This window comes from Salinibacterium sp. SWN139 (genome assembly GCF_015864625.1).
Classification (GTDB): domain Bacteria; phylum Actinomycetota; class Actinomycetes; order Actinomycetales; family Microbacteriaceae; genus Rhodoglobus.
The window spans coordinates 280,069-306,925 of sequence record NZ_JADYWV010000003.1 but is presented as its reverse complement, the minus strand read 5'-3'; the positions used below and the strand labels follow the sequence as shown (position 1 = coordinate 306,925).

Here is a 26,857-nt window from a genome sequence, read left to right as displayed (position 1 = left end):
AACCTAACGTTCTGTGCTGGCTGGAGCTAGTGTCGTCGACTCGTCAGTAATGCTGCTGTCGGCGATTGCTTTGACTTCGTCGGAGGTAAGAGGAGTCCAGGGTGAGCCATCTGGATCTGACGAGAACGCGGCAGGGCTGTCGCCCTGGGTCCACCACTTGGCTTCGTAGGGGACTCCGTCGAAGAGAACGCGATCCTTTTCCTCGTACACTGACGTGCCATCCCAGTCCGGGTAGGTGCCGTCGGGCACTGTCGGAACCTCGACAGGGGTTTCTCCCTCAAGAACCGGGCCGACGAGCGTCCATGGCGTCTCCCACGAGTTGAGCACTGGGTTATCGGGAACATCTCCGCGAGTCCACCACTTGGCTTGATACACGTTGCGGTGCAGCACGACTTTGGTGCCCGCGAGGTAGCTGGCGTCTTCTTGCCAGATCGGGTACGGGCTGGTGGCCGGGTCGTCGATGAAGTCGGCGGGATCAGTTGGCTCTTCGGTGGTGATGGTCTTGGCAGAACTCGCGAGCTGTCCCTCGAAGTTCTCGGCCAACACATCAGCGAAGAAGAGATCGCCCTGAGCCACACCACTGCAGGCATCGGAGACGCGAGTGACATCGGCATAGTTCGGGCCACAGGTCGTGTCGCGGTTGAGCGACCACATCGACATTCGGCCGATTCCTTGTTCCGTCGCGAATTCGTTGAGCGTGGAAGCATCGCTCATGGTGAAGACTTCTTCTTCGATGTCGTTCTGGCCGATCATCGGGGTCGCACCGAGCTTCGTCCAGAGGGTGGCATCCGTCAATTCGATTCCCGCTTGGTCGTAGAGGATGCCGAGCTGGCGGTGGGTTTCCTCGAGGGCGCGAATGGAGGCGTCCCCGCTGGTTTCGTCGTCGGTCAAGCTCTGACCGAAGTTCATCGTCATGATGTTGACGCCAGAGACGTCTACGCCGGCATCCAACATTTGCGTGATCGCTGTGGTGCCATCTTCGGTGAGGCCGAAGGTGGCCGCGGGCAACGTGAGCCACACGGCGAGGTCGTCGCCAGCAGCGCGGCGCGACTGCTGCAAGTCAGCAATGGCAGCGGCGCGACGTTCACCGGCAGCGGTATCGCTAAGGTTCTCGCCCTCGATGTCGAGGTCGATCGTGGTGGAGGCGTAGCGGTCAATCACCGAGCTGTAGGCCTCGACGAGACTGTCATGATCGGTGCAGGATGTTGCGAGCTCGTCGTTCAGCAGTCCACCGAACGATACCCCGACATCCCCACCCTGCTGTTGCAAGCGTGCGATGCGGCGGTCGAGGTCGAGCGATACTGCTGCCTCATCCATTGTGTAGGCGGTGCCCCAGGTGGGAGTGCAGGCATCATCTGTCGCGGCGACGATGAACGACAGCATGACCTCTTTTCCGCTGTCGTTCACAGCGGACTCGAACTCGTAACTTGGCGTTGCCGTGACATCCACATAGGCGGCGAACCACGGGTCGGGGGCTGGTGCCGCTTGGGTCGATGCCCACGCTTGGTAAGCGAACAGGCCGCCGCTAGCAACGGCAACAGCCACAATCACTGCAATAACGAGCCGCCAGAAGGAAAGACGACGGGTAGCTGAACTCATGATCGAACCTCTCTGGTTTCGTCAACGGGCGGGAGCATTTCGGCGAAGACAATCGAGTCGCGCACCTTGCGGTGCGATCCGCTGTCATCCCCGTAGTAGAGGATCGCGCGCCAGTCGAGCGTGGTCGATTCTGGCTCGGTCTCCGCCTTCTGCTTCGTGGGTTTGCGTTCGACGAACAGAGGACTGGTGACCCCAATCCAGATGTCGACGATCGCATTCCAGATGCCGATGTAGGAGACGAGAGCGAGGCCAGCGAGGATCATGTTGAACGCGGCGAAAGCGGCGTTGCCCCAGTTGCCGGCATTGAGGTCTCGCCAGAAGGTGAAGGCAGAGAACCCAATGATGATCAGCGGTGCAATCACATATAGCAGCGGGGTTGCCGTGCGGTTGCGCACCTTGGGGGTACGGGCGAACGGAATCTTCTTGCTCGTGATGGCCTGCTCGAGCGACTTCAGCACGCCGGCCAAGTTCACCGGAAGAAGGATCAGGTTGAAGCCGTAGATGCGGAAAATATCGCTGAACTTGTAACCGCTGTAGCGCAGGTCACTTCCCATTGCCAAGAAGTACGGAACCGCCGCAAGCAGAACCACCGGGCTCAGCAGTCGGCTGTCGTAGGGGTAGGCGAGGAGGAAGACGAGGCCGAAGCTGGCCCACGTGATCGACGTCATGTAGTTCACGCGCAGGAAGAACTCGGTCCACGGCACCGTTTCGCCGCGGGCCCGACGCTCACGCATCTGGCGCATGAGCTTCGGCATGATCAACAGGCCACCGTTGGCCCAACGACGACGCTGAACAACCAGCGATCCGAAGTCGGGCGGGGTGGCGCTGTAGCTCAAGCGCTCGGGGTAATTGACGAGCGTCCAACCATGGGTGCCGAGGTCGATGCTCGACTCGGTGTCTTCGATAACAGTGCGGTCTTGAACATACCGTTTGACGGTAAAGCCGCCCTCGGTTTCGGTCTCGACAATGTCATCCAGAGCAGCCTTGCGGATGACGGCGTTAGCGCCAACCCAGAAGGTGGCGCCGTAGTACGACTTGCCCTGGTGCAGGATGTGCTGCAGGTCGGTCGTCGCCCCAGCGAGGCGTTCGATGCGCGTGCTCGCACCGCGGAACGAGGAGTAGGGAGTCTGCGTCACCGCAACGCGCGCGTTGTCTTTTTGCTCGAGAAGGTAGACGAGACGCAGGCAATAGTCGCGCAGCAGCAGCGAGTCGGCGTCGAGCGTGAGGAGGTATTCCGAATCAGGAATAGAGAGGTCACCGGCTCCGGCGTGGGTTACGGGCCGCAGCACCGTTCCATCGGGAGTTTCTTCGGGGCGGTAGTTGCCACCCATCAGACCGATGTAGGCGTTGAGGTTCATTGCCTTGTTTGCTTCGTGAGAAACAGACGCGTAGAGCTTGCGCTCGAAGGTAGACAGTTCAGCATCGAAGGTGCGCGCGAGGCGACGGTAGAGCTCATGCAAGCGTGTTGCTGGCGGAACCATGTTCTCGTCGAGAGCGGCGCCCAACGCATCGGCCGTCAGCTGAAGTTCTCCCGCTAAGCCCTGAAGAACCTGTGTGACGAAGAACTCGTCAACGTGGTCAATGCGCTGTTCGTTGTCGGCTTTGTTCTCCAGCCACGCGGCGGCCCACTGGTACTGACCGGCGAGGTCTGCGAGCTCGGTGATGCCCATCGGGCGTTGTTGGCGCAGTCGTGATTCGAAGACCGACAGAGCATCAGTGAAACGTGCGCGAGGCGCTGCGAGCTCGCGCTGGATCTCTTCGGTGAGCTGGCGTGACTTTGACAGCTGGGCTGCGGCATCCGGATCATCGGGAAAGGGTGGGTCATCGAGCAGGAGCACGACGCGAAGGCTCGGGTACTCCTGGAGGCATGCCGACCAGAGGGTGGCACGAACAACGTCGGGCTCTTCGCTGTAGCTCGGCACGAGCACGGTGATGGAACCCTGATTGTCGGCAAAGTGACGGTCGAGTTCCGCCCGCGGCACACGAGCGTGTGCGCGAAAGCGTTGGAAGGCGCCATGACGGGCGATCAAGTACATGAGCGCTGAGAAGGTCAGGAAGGTCACCACAATGACGTAGGAGATGGCCTCCATTGTGAAACGGAAGCTTTCGGTGCCGTTGTTGATGAACTGACGAGCGATTGTGTAGATGACATAGGTCAGCCAAAACACAACCGTGGCGACAATAGCGAGGCGAGCGAGCGCGATTTTTCGGTCGCTCGGCGCGGGATGGACAGTGGGCAGCGGTTCGAGGCGCGACTCAGCGCCCCACTGGCGACGCCGAGAAGGCGCAACCGTGGGATTTTTGGGCATAGTGGTTAGGTCCCTTTGCGCAAGATCGGCGAGTTTCGGGTATTCACCGTCGGGTATCTTGCACACCCAGTATTAGCACTGGGTTTAGTGTGTGCAACAAAAAGCGTACGCCTCGACTAAATGGTCTACTCGCCAAAAGCCGTCTAGTAAGCTGCGGAAACGCTTTGAATATCGTTGTTCATCCCGGGAGGAACGAATGCCTCGCACCATCGCCATCATCGGCGCTGGTCCTTCGGGACTCGCCGCTGCCCGGGCTCTCGATAAGGCAGGCATCCACTACGTCGGTTTCGAGTCGGCAGACGACGTCGGTGGTCTCTGGAATATCGACAATCCGCGAAGCACGATGTACGAGTCTGCGCACCTCATTTCCTCGCGCACGACGACCGAGTTTCACGAACTACCCATGCAGACCACGGCCGATTATCCGAGCCATCGCGAACTCAAAAAGTACTTTCGGGCCTACAGCGATCGCTTCGATCTGGGCAAGAAGTTCCTGTTCAACACCACCGTGGAACGCCTTGAACCGACCGAAGATGGTGGCTGGGACGTCACGAGCACTACCGCGGGGCACGAGCCGCGAACGCAACGCTTCGACGGTGTGGTGCTTGCGAACGGCACGCTAGCGCACCCCAGCATCCCGCAGTTTGAAGGCGAATTTGCTGGTGAGATCATTCATTCGAGCGAGTACAAAAAAGCCACGATGTTCGCAGGCAAACGTGTGCTCGTAGTGGGTGCGGGCAATAGCGGGTGTGACATCGCCGTGGATGCCGTGCATCATGCCGACAGCATCGACCTGAGTGTGCGCCGGGGTTACTACTTTGTTCCGCGCTACCTGTTCGGCAAACCAGCGGACACCCTCAATCAGGGTCGCCCGCTGCCAGCCCGCCTCAAGCAATTCATCGACAAGCGAGTGTTGCGCGCGTTCACGGGCGACCCGGTGAACTTTGGTTTCCCGAAGCCTGACTACCGAATCTACGAATCACATCCGATCGTGAACACTCTCGTGCTCGGTCACCTCGGTCAAGGCGATCTGCGTGTGGTGCCTGCTCCCGAACGTTTCGACGGCAACACCGTGCACTTTAGCGATGGCACCGAGGCAGACTACGACCTCATCGTGTTGGCTACCGGTTACACGCTCGCGTACCCCTTTGTGGGGCGGGAGCACCTTAATTGGTCTTCCGACGCGCCCGAGCTGTATTTGAATATTTTCCCGCCCAGCTTTAACGGTCTCTACGTGATGGGGATGATCGAAGCGAGCGGTATCGGCTGGCAGGGAAGATACGAACAGGCGGAGCTCTTGGCGGCGTATCTGGCAGCTCAAGACACCGCTCCGCGCGCCGCCGCCCACTTTCGAGAGACCGCCGAAGAACCGTGGCCCGACCTCACCGGTGGCTACAAATATTTGGCGCTTGAGCGCATGTCGTACTACGTCAATAAAGATGCCTACCGGCGCACCATTCGACGCTTGCTTGAGACGCTCACCCGGAAGGTCAATTCATGACGATCGATGATGCGCAACTCAACTTCAGCCCGGGTTCACTCATCGCGCTCAGCATTGTGCTCGGCCTCATCATGTTCGGAATCGCACTCGATACGAGCCTCGAAGACTTTCGGGCAGTTCTGAAAGCACCCCGCGCGTTCGCCATCTCGCTCGTTGCTCAACTTGTGCTGCTGCCTGCGGTCACCTTCGGCCTCACCCTGCTGTTGCAGGTCGGCCCGTCGATCGCCCTCGGGATGATTTTGGTTGCGTGTTGTCCGCCGGGAAACATTTCCCAAGTGCTCACCTATCGGGCGCGGGGCAACGTTGCTCTCTCGGTCTCGATGACGGCGGTCACCAACGTGATCTACATCGTCATGCTTCCCGTGAACTTGTCGCTGTGGGGCGGCTGGCACCCCACCGCATCCACGATTCTGGAAAGCGTCAGCATCAATGGCTGGCAGATGCTGCTCGAAATTGTGCTCATCATCGGGCTGCCGTTCGCCGTGGGATTCGCCATCAAACACCGCTGGCCCGCCTTCGCCAAAAAGGTGCAACCCACCGTGAAGTGGATCAGTCTGCTCGCGCTTCTCGGCTTCATCATCGCGGCGCTCGCCGGAAACTTTCAGTTCTTCATCGCCTATGTAGGGGTCGTGCTGTTGGCGGTGTTCCTGCACGATGCGGTCGCGCTCGGTCTCGGCTACGCCAGTGCGCGACTCGGTGGGCTCGCGCTCTACGAAGCCAAAGCAGTCACGTTCGAAGTCGGAATCCGCAACGCCGGTCTCGGCCTTGGTTTAGTCTTCGCCTTCTTTGGGGGACTAGGCGGAATGGCCGTTGTTGCGGGATGGTGGGGCATCTGGGACATCATCGCCGGACTCGCACTCGCGACCTGGTGGGGACGCCGTAAGGCTCGGGGCGTTAATGACGGCTCGGGGCCGATCTCCGGCAGCCCAGCAAACGAAGCGGAGGCACACGCATGAGTCGAGTTCTTGTGACGGGTGGCACCGGATTCTTGGGGACCTCCGTGGTGGCAGGGTTGGCTGCATCCGACGCCATTGAGTGTGTGGTGAGCGCTGATATTCGCGCCCCCAGCCCGGGCGTGCGGTTGCCCGGTGTGCTCTACGAACGCGTCGATGTGACGGATGCTCCTGATCTGCCTGCACTGCTGCGACGCCATGAGATCGACACGGTCGTTCATCTCGCCTCCATCGTTAACCCGGGCAAGAGCACCACGGTCACTCAAGAATTTGCGGTTGACGTCGAGGGGTCGCGCGCCGTGCTTGACGCCTGTATCGAGGCCGGGATCTCGCGCATCGTGGTCTCGTCTAGCGGGGCCGCCTATGGGTACCACCCCGAAAACGCGGAGTGGATTACCGAGGGTGATCCGATGCGAGGCAACGACGACTTTCCGTATAGCCGCCACAAGCGCCTGGTCGAAGAGATGCTGGCCGAAGCGCGCGAATCGGCACCACAACTCACTCAGACGGTGTTCCGCATTGGCACGATTTTGGGGCCTGCAGTGGAGAACCAGATCACCGCGCTCTGGGACGGGAAGCGAGTATTGAAGCTCACGGGCTCCGACAGTCCCTTTGTGTTCATCTGGGTGGATGACGTTGTAGAGGCCATGGTTCGTGCTGCGAGTGGCGGTCCGGCCGGCATGTTCAACGTTGCCGGTGACGGCAAGATGACCGTTGGGGAGATCGCAGCAGCGCTCGGCAAGAAGTTGATTGTGTTGCCGCCGTGGCTCTTCGCTGCGCTGTTGTGGGCGGCTCATGGGTTGCGCCTGACGCCTCACGGGCCTGCTCAGGTGAAGTTTTTGCGCTACCGGCCGGTGCTCGACAACGCGGCGCTCAAGAAAACGTTTGGCTTTACGCCAAGCAAAACCAGCCGTGAAGCTTTCGCCGCTTATCTCGAGACTCGCGCGCTGGCCAATAGCCCCGTCTCTACACCACGGTTTCGCTTTGCCCCACAACACGATCGCGGCGCATCTTGATGGGCGCGTGACGCCGCGGCGGAAAGCTCTTGGTCGCTCGGCGGGACGTCGGCAACCGAGCGATTGGGATCGTTGCGCCGCGAGAACGGCACTAGCGCTCAAGTCTGTATGCAGATAGATGGATATTTACTTTGATTTCTGGAAAATACTGCTTATACTGAAGTTTCTGTATACAGAACTTTGTCTAGTGCGATGGAGAGGATGCGCATGTCAACACCGCTACGAGCTAGCGAGCGCGCATATCAGACCCTGCGCGACGACATCGTAGGCTGGAAGCTCTCACCCGGTGTGGTTTTGGGCGAAGTGGAGCAGTCGACTCGACTTGGGGTGTCTCGTACACCGCTGCGAGAAGCTCTTTCGCGGCTGATGGCTGACGGATTAGTGGCAAGCCAGACCGGGCGGGGACTAGTCGTCACCGATATCTCCGTCGAAAATATTCGCGAACTTTTTGCCGTGCGTGAAGCCCTCGAAGTGAAAGCTGTGAGGCTCGCCGCTGAGCGCCACAGCGGAACGATTTTCGCCGACCTTGAACGTGAGTTCGAGGCAGTGCCAGGACTTCTTTCGCTCGACAGTAACGACCGCAGCGCTTACTTCGATCTCGTGCGTCGTTTCGACGCTGCAGTCGATGAAGCAGGGGAAAACATTTATCTCACTGGCGCACTCAGCTCTCTCCGCACTCATCTTGCACGCGTGCGTCGCCTAGCGCAGTCCAACCCGCAACGCCTAGCGGACGCTGCCCGGGAACACCTCCTTATCGTGCGCGCGATCGTGATGCGCGATGCCGAACTTGCCGCGCACGCCACTCATGTTCACCTCCATCACGCGCTCACGAGCGCGTTAGCTATGGCCGCAAATTCTCCGCTGCGCGCCGCCAATTGAAAGGCTCTACCGTGAAAAACCATGCCCTCCGCGTCTACCGCAGCGATGAAAATTTGGCTCGCGAAGACCAACTCGCGCACAAGATTGCCGAAATCGCGTCGGAACAACTCGAACCCACCGACGCCGTGACCGACATGGTCATCAATCGAGTCATTGACAACGCTGCCGTTGCCACCGCTTCCCTCAACCGTGCGCCGGTAGTGTCCGCTCGCGCGCAGGCTGAACGCCACCCCACGGAGCCGGGTTCCACTGTGTTCGGTTCCAACCTTCGTGTCAGCCCGGAGTGGGCAGCCTGGGCTAACGGCGTTGCCGTGCGCGAGCTCGACTACCATGACACCTTCTTGGCCGCCGAGTACTCGCACCCCGGCGACAACATCCCGCCGATCTTGGCGGTTGCTCAGCACACGGGTCGCACCGGCGCTGACCTGCTTCGCGGCATCGTCACCGGGTACGAGATTCAGATCGACCTCGTGAAGGCGATTTGCCTGCACAAGCACAAGATTGACCACGTGGCCCACCTCGGCCCGAGCGCCGCCGCCGGCATCGGAACCCTCCTCGGGCTCGACACCGAAACAATCTTCCAGGCCGTTGGCCAAGCTCTCCACACGACCACCGCTACGCGCCAGTCGCGCAAGGGCGAGATCTCCACGTGGAAGGCACACGCTCCCGCTTTCGCCGGCAAGATGGCCGTCGAAGCTGTCGACCGTGCCATGCGCGGCCAGACCAGCCCCACCCCGATTTATGAAGGCGAAGATGGCGTAATTGCGTGGATGCTCGACGGTCCAGACGCACACTACGAGGTTCCGCTGCCTGAGCTGGGGGAGGCCCGCACCGCGATCCTCGACTCCTACACAAAGGAGCACTCGGCTGAGTACCAGGCACAGGCGTGGATCGACCTCGCCCGCAAGCTGGGGCGCGAGCATCCTGAACTCGTCGAAGAGAACATCAACCGCATCGTGCTGCACACGAGCCACCACACGCACTATGTGATCGGCTCGGGCGCGAACGACCCGCAAAAGTACGACCCCAACGCGAGCCGCGAAACGCTCGACCACTCCATCCCGTATATCTTCACGGTCGCGCTTCAGGACCAGGCGTGGCACCACGTCAACAGCTACGCTCCCGAGCGTGCCAACCGCGCAGACACGGTCGCATTGTGGAAGCGTGTGACCACCGAAGAGGACGCCGAATGGACGCGTCGCTACCACTCGATCGACCCCGCCGAGAAGGCATTCGGCGGTCGCGTCGAGATCGAAATGACTGACGGAAGCCGCATCGTTGAAGAGATCGCCGTCGCCGACGCGCATCCGCTCGGTGCTCGACCCTTCGCCCGTGAGCAGTACATCAACAAGTTCCGCACCCTCGCGGATGGTGTGCTCGCGAGCGACGAAATCGAACGCTTCTTGGACGTCGCCCAGCGCCTGCCGCAACTCGCGGCATCCGAACTTGGTGAGTTGACCGTCCGCGGCAACTTCCCCGCTATCACTGCCAAAGGAATCTTCTAATGTTGTACGCCCAAACCGATCCAGCAACCAAGCGTGCCCAGTTTCGCGAGCGCCTCGCAAGCGGCGAGCTGCTGCGGGTACCCGGCGCGTTCAACCCGCTGAGCGCTCGCCTTATCCAAGACAAGGGCTTCGACGGCGTCTACATTTCGGGCGCCGTCATCAGCGCCGACTTGGCCCTGCCCGACATTGGGCTGACGACTCTCACCGAGGTGGCCGGCCGTTCGCAACAGATCGCGCGGATGACCGACCTGCCGTCGCTCGTTGACGCCGACACCGGTTTTGGCGAACCCATGAACGTGGCTCGCACCGTGCAGACTCTCGAAGATGCGGGTGTCTCCGGGCTCCACATCGAAGACCAGGTCAACCCGAAGCGCTGCGGACACCTCGACGGCAAAGCAGTAGTCGACACGGATACTGCGCTCAAGCGCATCCGCGCCGCAGTCGATGCCCGTCGCGACCCGAACCTGCTGATCATGGCTCGCACCGACATCCGCGCCGTTGACGGTCTGGACGTTGCGATGGACCGCGCGAAGCAGCTTGTTGACGCGGGCGCCGACGCGATCTTCCCTGAGGCCATGAAGGACCTCAGCGAGTTTGAGGCGATGCGTAACGCCGTGGACGTTCCGATCCTCGCAAACATGACAGAGTTTGGTAAGAGCGAACTTTTCACGACAACCCAATTGGGCAATATTGGCGTAAACATTGTTATTTACCCCGTAACCCTGTTGCGTAGTGCCATGGGTGCTGCGGAGCGCACTCTCGATGCAATCAACGCCGACGGCACCCAGCAGTCTGTTGTCGGCGAAATGCAGACGAGGGCTCGCTTGTATGAACTGCTCGATTACGAAAGCTACAACTCTTTCGATTCATCGGTGTTCAACTTCACCCTCGACAACCACTTCTGACAAACGCGCACATCAACGCACACAATTTCGACTCGACAGACACCTCCGAGGAGCACCATGACTGAAACACCCACAGCCCCCGCAAGCGAGATCCGCAAAGGGCTAGCCGGCGTTATTGCCGATACAACCGCCATTTCGAAGGTTAACCCTGAGACTAACTCCTTGCTCTATCGCGGCTATCCCGTGCAGGAACTGGCCGAGAAGTGCACCTTTGAAGAGGTGGCTTATCTGCTGTGGCACGGTGAACTGCCCACCGGCGAGCAGCTCGAAGAGTTCCAGCGCGTCGAGCGGGCGCAGCGTCACCTCGACGCTCACACCAAGCGTGTGATTGACGAGCTGCCGCTCAGCGCGCATCCGATGGATGTCGTACGCACCGCCGTCAGCGTGATCGGCGCGATGGATGACACCCTCACCGACCCCGCCAGCATGATCGACGCAGATCTCAACTTTGAGCGCTCGCTGACTCTCTTTGCGAAGCTGCCCGCGATCATCGCGTACGACCAGCGCCGTCGCCGTGATCAGGAACTTGTTGAGCCGCGCGATGACCTCAGCTATTCGGCCAACTTCTTGCACATGACCTTCGGCGAGGTTCCTGACCTCGTTGTCGTGAACGCGTTCGACGTCTCGATGATTCTGTATGCCGAGCACTCCTTCAACGCGTCGACCTTCACCGCTCGCGTTGTCACCAGCACGATGAGCGATCTCTACAGCGCGGTCACGGCAGCAATTGGTGCACTCAAGGGTCAGTTGCACGGTGGAGCGAACGAAGCTGTCATGCACGTCTTCGACGAGATCGGCACTGCAGCGAATGCTGAAGCCTGGCTCGAGACGGCGCTCGCCGAGAAGCGCAAGATCATGGGCTTTGGCCACCGGGTCTACAAGAACGGTGACTCGCGGGTTCCCACCATGAAGGCGGCGCTCGAAACTCTGATCGCCGAGTATCGCCGCCCCGACATGATGGAACTCTACGAGGCACTCGAAACGGCCATGACGAGCCGCAAGAACATCAAGCCGAACCTCGACTACCCGAGCGGCCCCGCGTACAACCTCATCGGCTTCGACACAGACATGTTCACGCCGCTGTTCGTTGCTGCGCGAATCACCGGCTGGACCGCTCACATCATGGAGCAGGCTGCTTCGAACGCCCTCATCCGCCCCCTCGCGGCGTACTCGGGTGTTGACGAGCGCCACATCAGCTAGAAGGTTTGCCCGTTCGCTGGGAGCGTGATCTGCGAGGGTGGAATCGTCAGTTGTGAGTGGCAGGATGGGGACATGACTGTTCCCCAGATTGAACTCAACGACGGCAATTCCATCCCGCAGCTCGGGTTCGGAGTCTTCAAAGTTGACCCCGCAGAAACCGAGCGCATCGTCACTGACGCGCTTGAGGTTGGCTACCGCCACCTCGACACCGCCATGATTTACGGCAACGAGCAGGGTGTCGGCAACGCCATCAAAGCCTCGGGCATCCCGCGTGAAGAAATCTTCATCACGACGAAGCTGTGGAACAGCGACCAGGGCACCGACTCTGCTCGCGACGCCATGGACCTCAGCCTTGAAAAGCTGGGTCTCGACTACGTCGATCTGTATCTCATCCACTGGCCTCGCCCCGACCTCGACCGTTACCTTGAGACCTGGCTCACCATGGAAGAGCTCAAGGTTGCGGGCAAGACGCGTTCGATTGGTGTCAGCAACTTCCACCGCCCGCACCTCGAGAAGATTCTTGCGGGAAGCGAAACGGTGCCCGCAGTAAACCAGATCGAGCTTCACCCCGCGTTTGCTCAGCGCGAGCTGCGCGCCTATGGTGCCGAGCTTGGCATCCACACTGAGGCCTGGGGCCCGCTTGGGCAGGGCAAGTACGACCTGTTCAGCGAGCCGGCGTTGCAGACCGCTGCCGCAGCCCACGAGGTTTCGCCTGCTCAAGTTGCGATCCGTTGGCACCTGCAGAGCGGCATCATCGTGTTCCCCAAGTCGAACTCGCGCGAGCGTATGGCCGAGAACTTCGATGTCTTTGGTTTCGAGCTTTCTGCGGATGAGATGGCATCGATTGATGCGATCGATCGCGATCAGCGTGTGGGCACGAACCCCGACGAGGCTACTTTCTAGGAAAGCTTCGCGCTTCGTATCGAGGCCGGCATCCGCACTCCTTTCGGTGAGCGGATGCCGGCCTCTGTCGTGGGGCCGCTGGTACGCTTGAGCTTCACAGAGTGTTGCTCGGGTCGATTGACGTGCGCGCAACACCACAAATTGAGCGGCGAGGACCAGAGTCATGACAAACCCCGGTCTCTATCAGAGCCCCACCGAAGGCTGGGCGTTCATTCCGTTTCTGGGTGCCGTTGCCACTTTTGGAATTGCCGTAATCGCTGTCCTGTATTGGCTTGCGGGGCCTGGCCGCAAATTCCGGCTCCGAGCGCTTGCGCTCACCGTGCTGGCGATTGCCGCCGGAACGGCCAGCGCGCTTGGCTTGATCGCAACCGCAGCCAGTTTCGAGGAACGCGATATTGCCGCTTTCGCGGACTACACGACTGCCGTGCAGGAATGGGCGGCGGAAGAATACGGTGTCACTCTCACCGACGATGACGTGCTCGATATGAGCCAGGGACGGCCGGCCGTGGTCGATCGTTACGGCTCCGACTGGCGGGTACTGCTCGAGGTTTCAGCGGTGAATGGCGACGTGGAGTTTCACGAAACTCGTGAGATCCCTAGTCCTTAATTCTCGATTGTGACGGCAACTCCCGGCGGCGTCTCCACGAGCAACCCCGTGCCCGCGAACGCAGCCTCGAGGTCGGCGCGGGTTTCGGTGAAGTGTTCCCACCCTTCGGTGTGAAGGCCGACCACGTGGGTGGCGCCCAAGATACGGGCGGCTTCTGCGGCATCCGCTGATGTCAAAGTGAGAGGGCCGTTGACGGCAGAGATGCGGGCAGCACCGGCGAAGAGCACCGCGATGCTGATGTCGGGGAAGCGGTCGGCGATTTGCTGCACGAGCGGCAGGGAGGCGTTGTCACCGCTGACGTAGATAGTGGGTTCGCCCTCGGCCTGCAGCACGAAACCGGTCACGGGGCCGAGCCGGGCCTCAGAACCGGGAGGGCCGTGCAGCGCCGGCACTGCGGTGACGGTCACAGCGCCGACTTCGCGGGATTCCCACGAGTCGAGACCGACAACGCCGCCGCCGAAGAGATCAGAGCCCGCCTTCATGGTGCTGATCGTCAGCACGCCCGTGGCGAGAAGTTCGAGTCCCTCGTAGTCGAGATTGTCTTGGTGCTCGTGATGCGACAGCAACACCAGATCGACAGCGCCAACATCCGCTCGGCTCAGTGCCGGACCCGCCGTCTTCGTGAGCGGCACGCCGCCCTCGTCGGGGTAAAGCTGCGGGGCATCGAAGGTGGGATCAGTCACGATGCGCAATCCCGCATATTCGAGCAACGCGGTGGGGCCACCAATGTAGGTCACGGTCAACTTCGACATACTCTGAGACTATGCCCAATCGTCTGGAAACCGCTGCGAGCCCGTACCTGAGATCACACGCCACCAATCCGGTGGACTGGTGGGAGTGGTCTGCCGAAGCTTTTGCCGAAGCCGAACGCCGAGATGTGCCCGTGCTCGTCTCCATCGGCTACTCCACCTGCCACTGGTGTCACGTGATGGCGCGGGAATCCTTCAGCGACCCCGTGCTGGCCGCGTACCTCAACGACAACTTTGTGGCGATCAAGGTCGACCGCGAAGAGCACGCCGAAGTGGACTCCACGTATCTGGCGGTGGCATCCGCCTTCACGCCCAACCTGGGCTGGCCCCTCAACGTGTTCGTCACGCCCGCGGGGCGCGCCTTCTTCGCTGGCACCTACTGGCCGCCGACCGCTGTCGGGCAGCATCCGGCATTCCGGCAAGTGCTCGAATCGGTGACGGACGCGTGGACCGCGCGGCGTGAGCAAGTGGAGACCAGCGGGGCTGCGATTGCCCAGGCGCTCGCCCAGAGCCGCGGTGTGGAGAGCGAACTCGTCACCGACTTTGCTGACGTGATCGATGCGCTTGCTGCCGCCGAAGATCTCGAGCATGGCGGATTCGGTGACGCCCCCAAATTTCCGGTCACGCCGGTGCTGCGATTCCTTCTCGATCGCGGTGCCCGCTCCGCCGAACACTCGCCCGAGGCAGCCGGCCTCGCTCACCGCACGCTGAAGGCGATGGCGGCATCCGCCCTGCGCGACCCGGTTGACGGCGGCTTCTTCCGCTACTCCACCCAAGCCGACTGGACCGACCCTCACTACGAACGCATGCTCTACGACAACGCCCAACTGCTCGCCGCCTACGCGCTCGCCGACTCGGCCGAGATCGCCACGGGCGTCGCCGAGTTCTTGCGCGACAAACTGCTGCTGCCCTCGGGAGCATTCGCGTCGGGCCTCGATTCCGAAAGCACCGTCGACGGCAAACGCGTCGAAGGCTTCTACTATTCGCTGGACGCCGCCAGCCGCGCTCGCGTCGAAGCCCCGCCCCGCGACGACAAGATCCTCACCGGCTGGAACGGTCTCGCCATCGAAGCTCTCGCTCTCGCCGGCGCCCGTCACGGCAACGCCGAGTGGATCGCGCTGGCTCGCGGTGCCGCTGACTTCCTGCTCGCTGAGCACGTGCGTGCTGGCGTCGCAGGGGAGCGGCTCGTGCGCACCTCCATTGACGGCATCCTCTCCGACGCGGCCGCAACCCTCGAAGACAGTGGAATGCTCGCCCAAGGCTTGCTCGAACTCTCGATCGCGACCGGCGAGGTTCGCTACGCAATCGCCGCCCGCGACCTCATCGACGGCGCGCTCGCCGCCGGAGCCGCAGGCTCGGGAAGCTCACCCTTCGGCCTCCCCGGCGGCAGCGACTCCGTGCTCGCCGCGCAGGGCCTGTCGACCGAAGCCGACATCAGCGACGGAGCCCACCCCAGCGGCCTCAGCGCTATGGCCGCCGCCGCGCACACCCTCTTCGCGCTCAGCGGCGACGCCCAGTACCGGGATGCCGCCGAGGCGTCCATGAAACTGGTCGGCCAACTCGCAGCCCAGCAGCCCATTTCGTTCGGAACCGCCCTCACCCTCATGTCGGAGCTCGGTGCGCCGCTTCGCCAGCTCGTCGTCGTCACCGGGGATGGGGTGACCGGCGAACTCACGAGTCTGGCCCGCACGCTGCACCGCGCTGGCGGCATTGGTGTCGCGGCCTCGCAGGCTCAGGCCGACGCGTTTGCGGCATCCGGTTTCGAGCTGTTTGCTGCCCGCACCGCGACGGACGGCCAGCCGACGGCGTACCTCTGCGAAGAATTCGTGTGCCGGCTGCCACTCACGGATGCGGCTGCGTTGGAGGCACTGCTCGGCGCGAACTAGCGCTCGTAGACGTCGCGCCGATGCCCGAGGGTGACGACAACGACGAGCAGCACCTCATCCTGAATTGTGTAGACGATGCGGTAGTCGCCAATGCGCACGCAAAAGCCGGGGCGCCCCTGAAGCGCCTTGGCGCCGGGAGGTCTCGGGTCGTGGCTGAGAAGCGCTATTGCGCCGCGAATTCTGTCGCGATGCTGATGATCAACTCGTGTGAGGGCGCGCGTCGCGGCGGGCGCGACCTCAATGCGGTAGGCCACTACCAGCCCAGATCTGCCTTGACCTGATCCCAGGGAACGTTCGGCCCCTCGTCGGCCATCGCTTCGTCGAACGCGGCAACGTCTTCAGCATCCTCTAGCGCATCCATCATGCGCTCATACTGCTCGGGGCTCACGACAACGGCCGCGCGCTGTCCACGGCGCTCGATGAACACAGCTTCGCGCTCAGAGGTAGCGATGACCTCGGAGAAGTTTTTGCGGGCATCCGCGATGCTGGTGGTCGACATGGCCTAATTGTACGTTTTGATGTTTCAAATGTACATCTCTCGTGCGGGGGGCGGCTAGTAATACCGCGCCGGGAGCCCGCTGGGGCAGTAGCGCCGCCGAGCTACAGAATCCCCAGCGCCTGCCGCACGTGTACATACTGCGTGAGGAATGCACGTTCGTCGAGGCGTTTGCGGCGCATCCACGAGGTCACTTCGCTGTTGCTTTTGCTGGCGTTGCAGGAGCCGCAGGCGGGAACGACGTTGCCGACGGTATAGCTGCCGCCACGGGAGATGGGTTGAACGCAGTCTTTCTGCAGGGTGGAATCAGCAGCGGTGCAGTACGCGCAGCCGCCCCACTCGCGTTTGAGCGATTCCCACTGCTCAGCGGTGAGATCGTTGTCGGCAGCGTCGACCCGGCGTTTGCGGCGTCGTGCAGCACGCGCCCGTCGAGTTTGCGCTACAGCCATAGGGCTAAGTTAGTGCACCGCGTACCACCGCCTAGGCTGAAACCATGGATGGTCTTCTTCCCGGCGGAAACATGAACTCGGTTGAGCGCAGTGGCTACGCTGTATTACGCAACGCCGGGCCGTGGACGCCGACGGTTCACCGCTACCTCGACTACCTTGCGGTGGCGGGGATCGACTGGGCGCCGCGTCCGCTTGGTATTGAGATTGATCGGGAACGCCTCTCTTTTATAGAGGGCGAAGTGCCGCTCTATCCGCTGCCTGACTGGGTGTGGACGGATGCCGTGCTTGAGCAGGGCGCGCGCCACCTTCGGCTACTTCACGACGCCAGCATCGGATTCGGCCTAGACGGTGCTGTGTGGCAGTCGCCAGCGAAAGTCCCAGCAGAAGTTATCTGCCACAACGATTTTTCTCCCCACAATCTGGCCTTCGCTGACGGAGAGATCGTGGGAGCGATTGATTTCGACATGTGCTCGCCAGGCCCTCGGCTCTGGGATCTCGCCTACTTTGCGACGCGTGCCGTCCCTCTGACGTCAATGACCCCCGACAACGCGCCGGGTATGGATGATGCGCGCCGTCGGGTCGAACTTCTCTTGGCCGCTTACGGTTCGGATGCGACGTGGAGCGACATCCTTCGCGTGGCAGCTATTCGGCTCCACGACCTCGCGCAGATGTCTCTCGACAAGGCTGCGGAACTCGCGAAACCCCACTTGCGTGATGAAGCCGTCGAGTATGACCGCGACGCGAACTTTCTGCGTGAGCTCATGAGCGAGTCGCGGTTGTCGCAGCAGTAGTAGAGGCTCGCGACCGCCGTGCGTTGCCGCCCGGATTCTCTAGCGTTCCCGGAGTCATCAGCAGCAGTGCCACGCCACCAACCGCGGCAGAGGCGACGAGCAGCACGATGAGGGGCGCCGTCCAGTTGCCCGAGATGGCGTGAACGACACCGAGCGACAGTGGTCCGAGGGCGCCCAGCACGTACCCGACTCCCTGCACGAAACCGCTGAGCGCTATCGAGCCTTCGAAGGTGAGGGTGCGGAGGTTGACCAGCAGCAGGCTGAGCGGAAAAATCAGTGTGCCGATTCCGAGAATGGATACCCAGAGCCACGTCAGGGTCGCCGGTGCGACGATCAGGCCGAGATAACCGACAACGAAGGCAGCGATACCCGGGTAGACGAGGTGCAGGGGTTCGCGCATCCGATTCGCAATGATGGGCACAAAGATGGCGGCAGGGATTCCGATGGTCGCGAATAGCGAGAGAAGTTGCCCCGCTTCGGTTTCGGTGCGTCCCGCGGTCGCTACCAGCAGGGGTGGCAGCCACGCGAACATGGCATAGCCGTTGAAGCTGGAGATGGCGAAGATGAGCGAAACGCCCCACGCGATCCGTGATTTCCAGAGGCCACCGATGCGGGGCGTCGGAATGGTGGAGGCCGCATTGGCCGTGTCTCGACTGCGGCGCCCGATAACGAGTGCGATCCACGGGATGATCGCCAGCATGCCAATGAGTGCCCACGAGCCGAGCGACTCGCGCCACCCCGTCGCCTGCGCGAGAGGCACTGCCAGCAACGGTGGCACGAGCGCGCCAACGGAGATCAGCGTCACATACAGCGACGTGACGAGCCCGATGCGTCGCGGAAAGTACTTCTTGACCAGCGGCGGCAAGAGAACGTTCGCGATGCCCATGCCGAGGAAGGCGAAGATGCCACCGAGGAGCAGTCCCGCGAATGAGAAGCTCGTCGCGCGCACAAGCTGACCGCCCACAATCGCCACGAGAGCGCCGAGCAGAATCCACTCCGCGTGCAGGCGACGACTGATCAGATGCATCGTGAGGCCGGCGACAGCGAAACATGCCGGCGCGAGCATACCGAGGATGCCGAGAGCAACGCTGTCGAGCGAAATGTCTCGCTGCACGGCCACAATAATCGGCGACAGCGAGGCCACTGCGGGGCGAAGGTTCAGGGCGACGAGCAAGATACCGGCCAGGGCGAGGGGGCCGCCCCAGCGTCGAGTCACAGTGGCCAAGCCGGGGCAGCGGTCGACGGGCGGGTCTGCTCGTACCAGTGGCTGGCGCGCATGACTTCGAGGTCGTCATAACGACGTCCGGCGATCTGCAATCCGATCGGGCGACCGTCGGCGGTGAAGCCACAGTTGAGCGTCGATGCTGGCTGTTCCGAGAAGTTGTACGGCGCCGTGTACGCGATGTGGTGCAGCGAGGTTGCGGCGTCGTTGCTCGGCATTGGCCACTCGGCAGGGAACGCCGCGACGGGCGATGCCGCTGACAGCACCAGGTCGTAGGGCGCGGTGGAACGCACCGTGCTGTCGCGCATCGACTGGATGGTTTGGTAGTGACGCAGCGACTCGACGCCCGTGACGCCCTGACCGGCGAGAACCCAGTCTTGGATGAACGGCAACACCATCGCTTGACGCTCGGGGCTCAGCGCCTCGAAGTCTCCGAGCGAACGCACCCGCAAGAACATGTCGAGGTCGTCGAGGTACTCCGGTGTCATAGGCGCAGTGATCTCCGTGATCTCGGCACCGGCGGCAGCAAAGTGGGTGACGGCATCCTGAATCGCAGCAGCAACCTCGGGGTCGGTGGGCAAGCCAGCGCCACCGTCGAGGTGGAAGGCAACCTTCTTGCCGCGCAGTGCAGAATCAAGGTCGGGATAGTGGATGTCGTTCCAGTCGAGATCTTGCTGGCCGAGGCTCGTGTAGTCACGAATATCCGGTCGCGTCATGACGCTCATCATGAGGGCGGCATCATCGACCGTGCGGGTGAGGGGGCCAGCGACTCGTCCCATGTAGGGCGGATCGACGGCGACGCGTCCCGAGCTGGGCTTGAGCGTGAACAGCCCGAGCCACGTCGCCGGAAGGCGCAGCGATCCGCCGATGTCGGAACCCGAATGCAGTGGGCCTACGCCAGCAGCCGCCGCGGCTCCGGCTCCACCACTGGAGCCACCGACTGTCCACGCGGGGTTCCAGGGGCTGCGGGTGATGCCATGCAAGGACGAGACACCGGAGGAAAGCATGCCGTAGTCGGGCATCACGGTGATGCCGAAAATCACGCTCCCTGCTTCTTTGAGGCGGGCGGCGAGAGGGCCGTCAGCGGTGACCGGAGGTGCGTCGAACTTGGCCGCCGTGCCCGAAGGCTGGCTGAAGCCGGCCAAAGCCACGTTCTCTTTGATCGTCGCCGGAACGCCATCAAGGGGACCGAGAGCTTCGCCGGCAGCCCAGCGCTTCTCGCTAGCCTCCGCTGAAGCAGTCGCCCCCGCGGTGTCGATGGCATAAAAACAGTTCAGCTCCGCCTGCTTGGCTTCCGCTCGCTCGAGCACAGCGCGGGTGACCTCGACGGGGGAGATCGCTCGGCTCGCGAAGAGAGAAACAAGTTCGGTAGCGGTCAGCGTTGCCAGCGATGCGGTGCTGCCGGTGGGGGTGGCGGTCATGCGAGGACGCTCCAGTCGAGGTCAGTGGGGAGAGGGAAACGTTCCAGCGTGACGACCGGGGTCGTCACGGTGCGGGCAGAATCAATGGCATCCAGAATTGCTAAGCGCATCGCTTCTGCGGCTGCCGTCTGCAGAGCGAAGAGCGAGGCAACTCGGCCACTGCGGTCATCACCCGCGAGTTCCTTTTTGGACGTAGCGAGCACAAAAATGGTGTCGCCATCGGTGAGGGTGTGCACGGGGTTCAACACCCGAGCGAACCCGTCGTGGGCAGTCGTCGCCGTGCGAGATGCTTCCGCCGGATCGAGAATCGCGTTCGTCGCGACGACCGCGATCGTCGTGTTGAGTCCCTGCGGCGGCGATGCCGACCGCACCGGCTCGAGGCCGGCCGCCGCGGCTGCAGCCTTACCGCTTGCGGTAGTGGACGCAGCCGTCTGAGGCAGCCACGGCATCCCGACCGCATTCACAACCACGATGGCGCCAACGACAATTCCGGCGTTATCTCCCGTGAGGGTGACCGAGGCTGTGCCCACGCCGCCCTTGTAGAGACCGCCGAGCGCGCCGCCGGTACCCGCACCGACGTTGCCACGCTCGACCGGGCTAAAGGGTGGGCTGGCGGCAGCGGCTGCTGCGGCGTCGTAGCCCATCTGCTCGGTGGGGCGATTGGCGAATTCGCCACCGCGCCCGAGATCGAAAATTGCTGCTGCCGGAACGATCGGCACGACCTCGTGGGGGAGAGTGCCGACCAGAATGCCGCGCTCATCCTCGGCACACCAGCGCTGAGCGCCCTGGGCGGTAGCGAGCCCAAAAGCACTCCCGCCCGTGAGTACAACTGCATCGACCGTGGGCACCAGCGTGCGTGGATCGAGGGCATCGGTTTCGTGAGTTCCGGGGCCACCGCCGCGCACATCCACGCCGCCGATGGTGTTGGCGTCGGGCAGCACGACGGTCACCCCACTGAGCCAGCCATCGCCTACGCGGTTGACGTGGCCAACGCGGATGCCGTCGACATCGGTGATCGAGCCAACGTCACGACGAGTGGTCGTCTCTGCGCCGCTCACGAGCGGGCCCGTCCGGCGAGCTCGGAGATCGACGGCGTCGCACTCACAAGCTTCTGGGTGTACGGGTGAAGTGGGTTGTCGTAGACGTCATCGGTCGGTCCGCATTCGACGATGCGACCATCCGACAACACTGCGACGGTGTCGCACGCGTGACGGATGACGCCAAGGTCGTGAGAGACAAACAACAGCGTGAGCGCATACTCATCAACCAAGTCCGAGAGCAGATTGAGCACTTGCGCGCGCACCGACACATCCAGAGCGCTCACCGCCTCATCCGCCACCAACACGCGAGGGCGAGTGATGAGGGCCCGCGCGATCGAGATGCGCTGGCGCTGACCACCCGAGAACTGATGCGGATGCCGGTGCATGACATCCGCTTCAAGGCCGACCGATTCGAGTTGGGCAATCACTCGCTCGCGGGACTCCTCGCGGCTGACCCCGCGCAGTGGCTCGGCTACGATCTGCGCGACCTTCATGCGCGGATCAAGCGACCCCATGGGGTCTTGGAACACGATCTGCACTTGGCTGCGGAAATCGCGCAATTCGCGCTCCTTCGCACCCGCCAGCTCTTGACCGGAGACCGTAATGCTGCCGCCGGTGGGCTCATCGAGAGCACACATCAGCCGCATCAGTGTCGACTTTCCTGACCCTGATTCGCCGACAATGCCGAAACGCTGGCCCTTGGCCACATCGAAGTCGAGCCCGCGCAGACCGTGCACTACGGGCGGCTTGCCGAAGAGTTTGCCACCACCGCGGCGCTTGTACTGGCGCGTGAGCTCGCGAACCCGAATTAGCGGTTCGCCCGGAATCTCGTTGAAGATGATTCGCTCGTCGGGATCGGTGCGGCGCTGGTGCGGGATCACGAAATCTGGCGTGCTGGCGATCGCGGGAGCCGCCACGGCGGGCTCAGCCGCTGCGGCATCCGCAGAAGTAACGTCAGCAACCTCACCAGCGGCGCCAGCAGCAGCGGGCAAGTCAGCCGCAGGCTCCTGCAGCGCGGCGGCGAGCTCAGCTGCGGTGGGCAGAGTGATCGCGCTGGTCGCAATCGTATGCAGACGACCGCGCTCGTCCACGACAGAAAGGTTCGACGCCGCAATGAGTGCCTTGGTATACGGATGTTGCGGGTTGGTGATGACCTGCTCTACCGTGCCATCTTCTACGATGTCGCCCTTGTACATGACGAGCACGCGCTCGCAGACCTCCGCGACCACGCCGATGTCGTGGGTGATGAAGAGTAGCGAGGTGCCGCGTTCGATGACGAGCCCTTCGATCAGGCGCAGCACTTCTGCCTGCACCGTGACATCCAGAGCGGTGGTCGGTTCGTCGCAGAGCAGCAGCTGGGGGTCGTTGGCCATGGCCATGGCGAGCATGACGCGCTGGCGTTGACCGCCCGAGAGCTGGTGAGGGAACGCGAGCGCGGCTTCAGCGGGGTTCGGCAGCTTCACTTGCGCCAACAGTTCTACGGCGCGGGCGGCGGCAGTCTGGCCGGAAGGAACCGTGCGGTGCTGGGTCATGATCTCGGCAACCTGCGCGCCAACTTTCATGAGCGGGTTCAGCGCGGTCATGGGCTCTTGGAAGACCATGGCCATGGTGTTGCCGCGCAACTGGCTCAACGTGGATTCGGAGGCGTGCACGAGATCTCCATGACCGCCGGCAAGGTGAATCTCGCCATTGGCGGCGAGAGTCTCGGGCAGCAATCCCATGACGGAGGTTGCCGTCAGCGACTTGCCAGAACCTGATTCTCCGATGAGTCCGACGCGCTCGCCGGGGGCGATGTCGAAGCTGATGCCGTGGAGTAGCTCGGCGTAGGCGGAGTTGACGGTGAGGTTACGAACGCTGAGCGTCGGCTCGATGGGGGAGTCTGTGGTGGTCATCGTTTTACCTGCATTCTGGGGTCGAGCCGGTCGCGTAATCCGTCACCGAGGAGGTTGAAGCCGAGCACCGCAATCGCGATCGCAATTCCGGGCCAGACCACCAAGAGTGGTTGAACGTAGAGGTAGCCCTGGGCGTCTTGCAACATGCGGCCCCAGGACGGTGTCGGCGGGGTGGTTCCGAGGCCGAGATACGAGAGGGCTGCTTCGGCAAGCACGGCGATGCCGAAGGAGACGGATGCTTGCACGATCAGAATTCCGGAGATGTTGGGCAGCACGTGCTTTATGCCCACGAACCAGCCGTTCTTTCCGGAGGCTTTGGATGCCTGCACGTACTCGCGACTCATCACCTGCTGGGTGCCACTGCGGGCGATGGAGGCGAAGGACGGTGCTGAACCGATGCCGAGCGCGACCATCGCGGTGGTGGTGTTTGCTCCGAAGACGGCACCGAAGATGATGGCGAGCAGCAGGGCGGGGAAGGCCAGCAGGATGTCGTTGCCACGCATCATGAATTGGTCGAGCCGGCCGGGATTCATGCCCGCGACGATGCCGAAAGGCACACCGAGTACGGCGGCGATACCGACGGCGACGATTCCGACGATCAACGAAATTTGAGCACCACGAAGGATCGAACTGAGTACGTCACGCCCGAAGTTGTCGGTGCCGAGGAGGTGCTCGGCGCCGGGGGGAAGCAGAAGCTCTCCGGGAAAGACGCCTTCGGGGTCGAAGGGAGTCCAGAACGCGGAGAGTACGGCGGCGAAGACGACGAGGCCGATCAGGATGATGCCGACGATGAGGTTGCCGTTGCGGCGTTTGCCCGAAGGAATGGCGTTCTTGCGCAGGCGCGGAGCTGCGGGAGCGGGAGTGGTTGTCGTCATGATGCGCTCCGGAGTCGGGGGTCAACGATGGTGTAGGCAATGTCAATGAGAAGGTTGAGCAGCAGTACCAGGGCCACGAGAACCATCACGATTCCTTGGATGCTGGGCAGGTCGCGCAGGGCCACCTTGTCGAGCAGGAGGCTACCGAGCCCGGGGATCGCGAAGACGCGTTCGATGACAACGGCGCCAATCAGCAGCGATGCAATCTGAAGGCCGAGCACGGTCATCACGGGGATGGCAGCGTTGCGAAGGCCGTGACGCAGGAGCGCGCGGTTGGGGGTGAGGCCCTTGGCGCGGGCGGTGCGGAGGAAGTCTTCGCGCATGACTTCGAGCACTGAGGATCGGACGTAGCGGCTGAGCACTGCGCCCTGCACCGAGCCGAGGGCGATGGCCGGAAGGATGAGGTGCTCAAGGAACCCGACGAAGTCTTCTCCCGGGTCATCCCAGCCCCCAGCGGGAAGCCATTTGAGGTTCACGGCGAAGAGCGCCACAAGAAGGATTCCGAAGAGAAAGCCGGGGATCGAGATTCCGATTTGGCTGATGCCGGAGATGATCACGCCGTCGGCTTTGTTCTGGCGAACGGCCGAGAGGATGCCCATCGGGATGGCGAAGAGCAGCGCGAGAATCACGCTGGAGATCACGAGCACTCCCGTGATGGCGAGAGCGTCGCCGATCTGGGGCCCGATCTCTTGGCCCGACACTGTTGAGGTGCCGAAGTCGCCGATGAGGAGGTGTCCGAACCAGTCGAAGAACTGCACGTAGAGGGGGCGGTCGAGGCCCATCAGCTGCTCTTGAGCGGCGACTTGAGCTTCGGTTGCGTCGATGCCGAGGGCGACGCGCGCCGCGTTGCCGGGAAGGATCGACAACATCAAGAACGTGATGATGGATGCCGCCACCAGAGTCGCAGCAAAGATGCCGATTCGGCGGGCGATGGTCAACAGCATGTTAGGGCCTTTTCACAGTGATGGATCTGGGGCCTGGCGGGCGGAGCCGGAGCGTCAGGGATGGTGACGTACCGGCCCCACCTGTCAGGGGAGTGGTGCTGGTGAGGCTAGTTCTAGCGTGCGATTGTGGTCAGGTCGAATGACAACGTCGGCGCGTTCAGCGGAACTCCGGTGAGGTCAGCGTCTGCCGCCGTCACGTTCGGGTTGAGGAAGAGCCAGTCGGCCGCGGCTTCTTCAGCCATGGTCGCGCTAGCTTCCTTCATCAACTCGACGAAGGTTGCTTCATCGCTTGCATCTGCTTCAGCGAACAGGGCCATTACTTCGGGGTTGTCGTAACCCGCGTAGTAGGTCGGCGCTGCAAACGCGCTGATGTCGCGCGGTTCCGTGTGGGCGATGATCGAGATGTCGTAATCGTGGTTGGTGAAGACCTCGTCGAGCCAGACTGCGGGGAACTCCAGTGTGGTGACGTCGGCGGTGATGCCGACCTGAGCGAGCTGATCCTTGACGACCTGTCCGGCATCCACGGCGTAGGGCAGGTTGGGGAGCTTCATCGAGACGGTGAGGTCGCTGACGCCTGCTTCAGCCAAAAGTGCTTCGGCCTTGGCGGGGTCGTAGGGGTAGAGGTCAACGAGTGAGTCATCGAACCAGGGGTCAGTCGGTGGAACCATCGAGCCGATGAGCGAACCGTAGCCGCTGTTCACGGTGTCGAGAACGGCCTGGCGGTCGACGGCGTACATGACAGCTTGACGAACGCGAACATCGCTGAAGGCGTCGCTCTGGTTGTTCAGCGTCATCGTGGTCTCGCCGGTGGAGGTTCCTTCGTAGACGGTGAAGTCGTCATCCGATTCGAACTGGCCGATGAGCTGGTACGCGGTGAGCGCGGAGATGAGGTCGATGTCTCCACCCAGGAGAGCATTCGTCTGGGCGGTGGCGTCGGCGTAGTAGTTGAACGTGACGTCGGTCATGAAGGGAGCGTCGCCCCAGTAGTCGTCACGTTCGGTCAGCTCGAGGCTGGTACCGGAGGTGAACTCGCTCACGTCGTACGGGCCGGTTCCGACTGGATCGGTGGCGAGATCATCGATGCCGTCGGGGCTGAACATCGTTCCGACCGGGCCAGCCATGTTGAAGAGCCAGCTGTTGCTCGGGGTGCTGAGTTTAATGGTTACTTCGGTGTCCGACACCACATCGACGGAGGAGATGGGGTCGAGGTAGCCGGGGCCGTTGGCAGTCCAGTTGTCGGCGACGCGTTCGAGGCTGAATTTGACGCTCTCGGCGGTGAAGGGCGAGCCGTTGGAGAAGGTCACGCCCTCGTGCAGGAGGAACGTGTAGACGAGTCCATCATCACTGACCGTGTAGGACTCGGCGAGCAGTGGCTGGATGTCGCCGGCGTTGTCGATTTTGACGAGGCCTTCGTAGACGTTGTAGAGCAGCGCCTGCGGGATCGCGGCACCACCGGTGGTGGAGAAGTCAAGGCTTGCCGGGGATGCAAGCAGGCCGACGACGAGTTCGGTGCTGGCGGCGGCATCGCTGGAATCGTCGGCTGCTGAACATCCGACGAGTGCGAGAGAAGCAACCATTGCGGTTGCGGTAATGGCGAGGGATTTCCGCCGGGTAAAGGACCTCATGTCTAGACAATCTCCTTGGTTTGTTTCCGAATTATTGCGGGAATGGAGCGGTGCGAAACGGGGGTGAAATGTGATGGATAACGGCCCGAA

Annotated in this window: 24 protein-coding genes; 11 read left to right on the top strand and 13 right to left on the bottom strand. The window is 62.3% G+C overall.

Features of this window, described 5'->3' with window-relative positions; translation table 11 throughout:
- Positions 1 to 3: 3 nt before the first annotated feature.
- Positions 4 to 1,599, bottom strand: coding sequence for a chitinase (locus tag I6E74_RS11430; protein ID WP_197125806.1), 1,596 nt, complete (start codon positions 1,597 to 1,599; stop codon positions 4 to 6).
- A complete protein-coding gene (locus tag I6E74_RS11425) occupies positions 1,596 to 3,908 on the bottom strand; it encodes a glycosyltransferase family 2 protein (RefSeq protein WP_197125805.1) in 2,313 nt (770 codons plus the stop codon). Before I6E74_RS11425 ends, I6E74_RS11430 begins: the two co-directional genes overlap by 4 nt.
- A 196-nt stretch (positions 3,909 to 4,104) precedes the next feature.
- Between I6E74_RS11425 and I6E74_RS11420 the strand changes: the two genes are divergently transcribed.
- From I6E74_RS11420 to I6E74_RS11380, 9 genes are all read left to right on the top strand, one after another.
- Positions 4,105 to 5,409 carry an NAD(P)/FAD-dependent oxidoreductase gene (locus I6E74_RS11420; protein WP_197125804.1) on the top strand — a complete coding sequence of 435 codons (1,305 nt, stop codon included), beginning with the start codon at positions 4,105 to 4,107 and terminating at the stop codon, positions 5,407 to 5,409.
- The gene (locus tag I6E74_RS11415) at positions 5,406 to 6,365 is read left to right on the top strand and encodes a bile acid:sodium symporter family protein (protein ID WP_197125803.1); all 960 of its coding nucleotides are present in this window, start codon (positions 5,406 to 5,408) and stop codon (positions 6,363 to 6,365) included. The genes I6E74_RS11420 and I6E74_RS11415 overlap by 4 nt, the downstream gene beginning before the upstream one ends.
- Positions 6,362 to 7,378: an SDR family oxidoreductase gene (locus I6E74_RS11410; RefSeq protein ID WP_197125802.1), complete on the top strand. Its 1,017-nt coding sequence runs from the start codon at positions 6,362 to 6,364 to the stop codon at positions 7,376 to 7,378. The genes I6E74_RS11415 and I6E74_RS11410 overlap by 4 nt, the downstream gene beginning before the upstream one ends.
- 207 nt (positions 7,379 to 7,585) lie before the next feature.
- Positions 7,586 to 8,257 carry a GntR family transcriptional regulator gene (locus I6E74_RS11405; protein ID WP_197125727.1) on the top strand — a complete coding sequence of 224 codons (672 nt, stop codon included), beginning with the start codon at positions 7,586 to 7,588 and terminating at the stop codon, positions 8,255 to 8,257.
- Between the two features lie 11 nt (positions 8,258 to 8,268).
- Positions 8,269 to 9,762: an MmgE/PrpD family protein gene (locus I6E74_RS11400; protein WP_197125725.1), complete on the top strand. Its 1,494-nt coding sequence runs from the start codon at positions 8,269 to 8,271 to the stop codon at positions 9,760 to 9,762.
- Complete coding sequence (gene prpB / locus I6E74_RS11395; RefSeq protein ID WP_197125800.1) at positions 9,762 to 10,667, top strand: methylisocitrate lyase; 906 nt, start codon at positions 9,762 to 9,764, stop codon at positions 10,665 to 10,667. Before I6E74_RS11400 ends, prpB begins: the two co-directional genes overlap by 1 nt.
- A 57-nt stretch (positions 10,668 to 10,724) precedes the next feature.
- Complete coding sequence (locus tag I6E74_RS11390) at positions 10,725 to 11,867, top strand: bifunctional 2-methylcitrate synthase/citrate synthase (RefSeq protein ID WP_197125721.1); 1,143 nt, start codon at positions 10,725 to 10,727, stop codon at positions 11,865 to 11,867.
- 72 nt (positions 11,868 to 11,939) lie between these two features.
- The gene (locus tag I6E74_RS11385; RefSeq protein WP_197125799.1) at positions 11,940 to 12,770 is read left to right on the top strand and encodes an aldo/keto reductase; all 831 of its coding nucleotides are present in this window, start codon (positions 11,940 to 11,942) and stop codon (positions 12,768 to 12,770) included.
- 163 nt (positions 12,771 to 12,933) lie between these two features.
- Positions 12,934 to 13,377, top strand: coding sequence for a hypothetical protein (locus I6E74_RS11380; protein ID WP_197125793.1), 444 nt, complete (start codon positions 12,934 to 12,936; stop codon positions 13,375 to 13,377).
- Here I6E74_RS11380 and I6E74_RS11375 read toward each other — a convergent pair.
- A complete protein-coding gene (locus tag I6E74_RS11375; RefSeq protein WP_197125791.1) occupies positions 13,374 to 14,129 on the bottom strand; it encodes an MBL fold metallo-hydrolase in 756 nt (251 codons plus the stop codon). The genes I6E74_RS11380 and I6E74_RS11375 overlap by 4 nt on opposite strands.
- An 11-nt stretch (positions 14,130 to 14,140) precedes the next feature.
- Between I6E74_RS11375 and I6E74_RS11370 the strand changes: the two genes are divergently transcribed.
- Positions 14,141 to 16,012 (top strand): thioredoxin domain-containing protein, encoded by a 1,872-nt coding sequence (locus tag I6E74_RS11370; protein WP_197125789.1) that lies wholly within the window; start codon positions 14,141 to 14,143, stop codon positions 16,010 to 16,012.
- Here the strand turns inward: I6E74_RS11370 and I6E74_RS11365 are convergent.
- The 3 genes from I6E74_RS11365 to I6E74_RS11355 form a co-directional block, all read right to left on the bottom strand.
- The gene (locus tag I6E74_RS11365) at positions 16,009 to 16,266 is read right to left on the bottom strand and encodes a type II toxin-antitoxin system RelE/ParE family toxin (protein WP_197125787.1); all 258 of its coding nucleotides are present in this window, start codon (positions 16,264 to 16,266) and stop codon (positions 16,009 to 16,011) included. The genes I6E74_RS11370 and I6E74_RS11365 overlap by 4 nt on opposite strands.
- Positions 16,266 to 16,511 (bottom strand): type II toxin-antitoxin system Phd/YefM family antitoxin, encoded by a 246-nt coding sequence (locus tag I6E74_RS11360; RefSeq protein WP_197125785.1) that lies wholly within the window; start codon positions 16,509 to 16,511, stop codon positions 16,266 to 16,268. Before I6E74_RS11360 ends, I6E74_RS11365 begins: the two co-directional genes overlap by 1 nt.
- Before the next feature lie 101 nt (positions 16,512 to 16,612).
- Positions 16,613 to 16,957: an HNH endonuclease gene (locus tag I6E74_RS11355; protein ID WP_197125778.1), complete on the bottom strand. Its 345-nt coding sequence runs from the start codon at positions 16,955 to 16,957 to the stop codon at positions 16,613 to 16,615.
- Positions 16,958 to 17,001: 44 nt separating this feature from the next.
- Between I6E74_RS11355 and I6E74_RS11350 the strand changes: the two genes are divergently transcribed.
- Entirely contained in the window at positions 17,002 to 17,748 is a 747-nt protein-coding gene (locus I6E74_RS11350; RefSeq protein WP_197125768.1) for a phosphotransferase, read from the top strand.
- Here I6E74_RS11350 and I6E74_RS11345 read toward each other — a convergent pair.
- The 7 genes from I6E74_RS11345 to I6E74_RS11315 all read right to left on the bottom strand — a co-directional run bounded on the left by I6E74_RS11345 (position 17,717) and on the right by I6E74_RS11315 (position 26,767).
- Positions 17,717 to 18,964, bottom strand: coding sequence for a CynX/NimT family MFS transporter (locus tag I6E74_RS11345; protein ID WP_197125767.1), 1,248 nt, complete (start codon positions 18,962 to 18,964; stop codon positions 17,717 to 17,719). The genes I6E74_RS11350 and I6E74_RS11345 overlap by 32 nt on opposite strands.
- Entirely contained in the window at positions 18,961 to 20,391 is a 1,431-nt protein-coding gene (locus I6E74_RS11340; RefSeq protein ID WP_197125765.1) for an amidase, read from the bottom strand. The genes I6E74_RS11345 and I6E74_RS11340 overlap by 4 nt, the downstream gene beginning before the upstream one ends.
- Positions 20,388 to 21,449, bottom strand: coding sequence for a P1 family peptidase (locus tag I6E74_RS11335; protein WP_197125763.1), 1,062 nt, complete (start codon positions 21,447 to 21,449; stop codon positions 20,388 to 20,390). Before I6E74_RS11335 ends, I6E74_RS11340 begins: the two co-directional genes overlap by 4 nt.
- Positions 21,446 to 23,323 (bottom strand): ABC transporter ATP-binding protein, encoded by a 1,878-nt coding sequence (locus I6E74_RS11330; protein WP_197125761.1) that lies wholly within the window; start codon positions 23,321 to 23,323, stop codon positions 21,446 to 21,448. Before I6E74_RS11330 ends, I6E74_RS11335 begins: the two co-directional genes overlap by 4 nt.
- Positions 23,320 to 24,198, bottom strand: coding sequence for an ABC transporter permease (locus I6E74_RS11325; protein ID WP_197125759.1), 879 nt, complete (start codon positions 24,196 to 24,198; stop codon positions 23,320 to 23,322). Before I6E74_RS11325 ends, I6E74_RS11330 begins: the two co-directional genes overlap by 4 nt.
- Positions 24,195 to 25,142: an ABC transporter permease gene (locus tag I6E74_RS11320; protein WP_197125757.1), complete on the bottom strand. Its 948-nt coding sequence runs from the start codon at positions 25,140 to 25,142 to the stop codon at positions 24,195 to 24,197. The genes I6E74_RS11325 and I6E74_RS11320 overlap by 4 nt, the downstream gene beginning before the upstream one ends.
- A 113-nt stretch (positions 25,143 to 25,255) precedes the next feature.
- On the bottom strand, positions 25,256 to 26,767 hold the full coding sequence (locus I6E74_RS11315; RefSeq protein ID WP_197125755.1) for an ABC transporter substrate-binding protein: 1,512 nt from the start codon (positions 26,765 to 26,767) through the stop codon (positions 25,256 to 25,258).
- Between the last annotated feature and the right edge of the window lie 90 nt (positions 26,768 to 26,857).

What these genes read in the sequence shown, in the direction of transcription:
- I6E74_RS11430 (WP_197125806.1), bottom strand. Translation starts at nt 1,599, where the DNA reads ATGAGTTCAGCTACCCGTCGTCTTTCCTTCTGGCGGCTCGTTATTGCA.
- I6E74_RS11425 (WP_197125805.1), bottom strand. Translation starts at nt 3,908, where the DNA reads ATGCCCAAAAATCCCACGGTTGCGCCTTCTCGGCGTCGCCAGTGGGGC.
- I6E74_RS11420 (WP_197125804.1), top strand. Translation starts at nt 4,105, where the DNA reads ATGCCTCGCACCATCGCCATCATCGGCGCTGGTCCTTCGGGACTCGCC.
- I6E74_RS11415 (WP_197125803.1), top strand. Translation starts at nt 5,406, where the DNA reads ATGACGATCGATGATGCGCAACTCAACTTCAGCCCGGGTTCACTCATC.
- I6E74_RS11410 (WP_197125802.1), top strand. Translation starts at nt 6,362, where the DNA reads ATGAGTCGAGTTCTTGTGACGGGTGGCACCGGATTCTTGGGGACCTCC.
- I6E74_RS11405 (WP_197125727.1), top strand. Translation starts at nt 7,586, where the DNA reads ATGTCAACACCGCTACGAGCTAGCGAGCGCGCATATCAGACCCTGCGC.
- prpB (WP_197125800.1), top strand. Translation starts at nt 9,762, where the DNA reads ATGTTGTACGCCCAAACCGATCCAGCAACCAAGCGTGCCCAGTTTCGC.
- I6E74_RS11390 (WP_197125721.1), top strand. Translation starts at nt 10,725, where the DNA reads ATGACTGAAACACCCACAGCCCCCGCAAGCGAGATCCGCAAAGGGCTA.
- I6E74_RS11385 (WP_197125799.1), top strand. Translation starts at nt 11,940, where the DNA reads ATGACTGTTCCCCAGATTGAACTCAACGACGGCAATTCCATCCCGCAG.
- I6E74_RS11380 (WP_197125793.1), top strand. Translation starts at nt 12,934, where the DNA reads ATGACAAACCCCGGTCTCTATCAGAGCCCCACCGAAGGCTGGGCGTTC.
- I6E74_RS11375 (WP_197125791.1), bottom strand. Translation starts at nt 14,129, where the DNA reads ATGTCGAAGTTGACCGTGACCTACATTGGTGGCCCCACCGCGTTGCTC.
- I6E74_RS11370 (WP_197125789.1), top strand. Translation starts at nt 14,141, where the DNA reads ATGCCCAATCGTCTGGAAACCGCTGCGAGCCCGTACCTGAGATCACAC.
- I6E74_RS11360 (WP_197125785.1), bottom strand. Translation starts at nt 16,511, where the DNA reads ATGTCGACCACCAGCATCGCGGATGCCCGCAAAAACTTCTCCGAGGTC.
- I6E74_RS11355 (WP_197125778.1), bottom strand. Translation starts at nt 16,957, where the DNA reads ATGGCTGTAGCGCAAACTCGACGGGCGCGTGCTGCACGACGCCGCAAA.
- I6E74_RS11350 (WP_197125768.1), top strand. Translation starts at nt 17,002, where the DNA reads ATGGATGGTCTTCTTCCCGGCGGAAACATGAACTCGGTTGAGCGCAGT.
- I6E74_RS11340 (WP_197125765.1), bottom strand. Translation starts at nt 20,391, where the DNA reads ATGACCGCCACCCCCACCGGCAGCACCGCATCGCTGGCAACGCTGACC.
- I6E74_RS11330 (WP_197125761.1), bottom strand. Translation starts at nt 23,323, where the DNA reads ATGACCACCACAGACTCCCCCATCGAGCCGACGCTCAGCGTTCGTAAC.
- I6E74_RS11325 (WP_197125759.1), bottom strand. Translation starts at nt 24,198, where the DNA reads ATGACGACAACCACTCCCGCTCCCGCAGCTCCGCGCCTGCGCAAGAAC.
- I6E74_RS11320 (WP_197125757.1), bottom strand. Translation starts at nt 25,142, where the DNA reads ATGCTGTTGACCATCGCCCGCCGAATCGGCATCTTTGCTGCGACTCTG.
- I6E74_RS11315 (WP_197125755.1), bottom strand. Translation starts at nt 26,767, where the DNA reads ATGAGGTCCTTTACCCGGCGGAAATCCCTCGCCATTACCGCAACCGCA.